The organism is Rhodopseudomonas sp. B29, from assembly GCF_000333455.1.
GTDB lineage: Bacteria > Pseudomonadota > Alphaproteobacteria > Rhizobiales > Xanthobacteraceae > Rhodopseudomonas.
This window is the reverse complement of record NZ_BADD01000180.1, coordinates 1-2,188: the sequence shown is the minus strand read 5'-3', so window position 1 is coordinate 2,188 and position 2,188 is coordinate 1. Positions and strand designations below refer to the sequence as shown.

Below are 2,188 nucleotides of genomic sequence, written 5' to 3'. Positions count from 1 at the left end.
GAGTTCGCGGATGTGCTCGAGATAGTTGCGGCCGACGCACCAGATCCGGCGCACCGGGAACGTCTTGCTATCACCCTGACGGGCGAGGGCGGCTTGCGGCGGCGGTGCGATCACGGTGTTCGAAGTGCTCATGAGTGACTTTCGCAAGGTAGAGGCGGGGAGGGGCTTGGCGAAGAACGCAGAAGATCAAGTTCAGGAGGCGAGGTCGGCCGGAGCCAGCGCCGGCGTGTGGCGCTGCTGTAGCCGGAAGAACGAGGCGTAGCGACCGCCCTGGCGCAGCAGGTCGTCGTGACGGCCGCGTTCGACGATCTCGCCGCCCTCAACGACCAGAATGGCGTCGGCGTGCATGATGGTGTGCAGACGATGCGCGATCACGATCGTCGTGCGGCTCTTGCACAGATGCTCGATCGCTTCCTGCACCAGCTTTTCGGATTCGGAATCGAGCGCTGCGGTGGCCTCATCCAGCAGCACCAGCGGAGCATCGCGCAGCAGCGCGCGGGCCACGGCGATACGCTGGCGCTGGCCGCCCGAGAGCTGCGCGCCGTGCTCGCCGACCGGCGTGTCGTAGCCCAGCGGGAAGCCCATGATGAAATCGTGCGCGTGCGCGGCCTTGGCGGCGGCGATGATCTCGTCGTCGCTGGCGCCGATCTTGCCGAATGCAATGTTGGCGCGGACGGTGTCGCGGAACAGATAGACGTCCTGGCCCACATAGGCGGTCTGCTGCCGCAGCGAGTGGCGCGAGCGCTCGGCGATTTTCTGGCCGTCGATGGTGATCGCGCCGCTCAAGGGTTCGTACATGCGCAGCAGCAGCGCCAGCACGGTCGACTTGCCGCCGCCCGACGGGCCGACCAAGGCCGTCATCTTGCCCGGCTCGGCAACAAAGGACACGTGCTTCAGCACCGGCTCGTTCGGCCGATACGAGAAGCTGACGTCGCTGAGCTCGACCCGGGCTTCGCTGATCGCGAGCGCCGGCTTGTCGCTGTCGTCCGGCTCGCTAGGCGGCGAGTCGATGATCTCAAGCAGCATCCGGGCGCCGACCAGGCCCGAGTTCAGTTCGATGTTCAGCCGCGCCAGCCGTTTGGCCGGCTCGTAGGCGAGCAGGAACGCGGTGAGGAAGGAGAAGAACTGGCCCGGAGTCGCGCCGGTCGCGACGACGCGATAGCCGCCGTACATCAGCGACAGCGCCACTGCGATGCCGCCGAGCGTTTCCATCAGCGGGCCGGAGCGGTTCGACACCTTCGCCATCTTGTCGGCGTTGGCCTGCACCGCGGCGATGTTGGCGTCGATGCGTTCGCCCATCGTTTGTTCGAGCGTGAACGCCTTGACGGTGCGGATGCCCTGCAGCGACTCCTGCATGGTCTCGAGGATTTGGGCGTTGCCGGTGAACTGCGTCAGCGCCAGGCCTTTGACCCGGCGCACCAGCTTGCGCACCACTATGATGGCGGGGCGGCGCGACCAGAAGGCCGAACGTCGCCATGAACGGATCCTGCGACACCATGACGATGACGAGGCCGATCAGCGACAGGAAATCGCGGCCGAGCGCGTTGATCAGCAGCGTCAGAACGTCGGTGACCGAGTTGGCGCCCGCGGTGAGCCGCGCGAGGAACTCGGAGGAGTGGCGCTGTGAGAAGAAGCCGATGCTCTCGTTCATCAGCTTGTGGAACATCCGCCGCTGATTGTTGGCGAGGATCGCGTTCTTGATCTGCGTCAGGATCACCGACTGGCCGTAGGTCGCCGCGCCCTTCGCGCTGAACACCAGCAGCGTCACGATCGACATGATCATGATGCCGGGCAGGTTGCGATCCACATAGGCCTGGTTGATCACCTGGCCGACCAGATACGCCGAGCCCGACGTCGCGGCGGCCGCGACCGCCATCATGCCGAACGCCATCAGGTAGCGGCGCCAATAAACCGCGGCCTGTTCCGTCACGAGGCGACGGATCAGGTGCCACGCGCCGTAGGGATCGTCAGTGATCTTGCGAGGGGCGTCAGGCATCCGCGTTCCAAGGACGACGTCGAACAGGGCTCGCGCGTCGGGTCGGCGTGCGAAACGCCGAGTCCTTGCCCGCAATGGGGTGGCATTTCAAGCCAAAACCGCGTTCGGCAGCTCTGCGTCAGGCCGGAATGGCTTGCGATTCAAACACTTGCGCCGGCTGGGGCGGGTTTGCCGCAGCTTTAGCAGCTTGTT

Annotated in this window: 2 pseudogenes; both read right to left on the bottom strand. The window is 65.7% G+C overall.

The features are described from left to right. Positions 1-132, bottom strand: a pseudogene (locus I5M_RS33555) (FAA hydrolase family protein); the annotation flags it as partial. A 60-nt stretch (positions 133-192) separates the two neighbouring features. Beyond that, positions 193-1,996, bottom strand: a pseudogene (locus I5M_RS29275) (ABC transporter ATP-binding protein). Between the last annotated feature and the right edge of the window lie 192 nt (positions 1,997-2,188).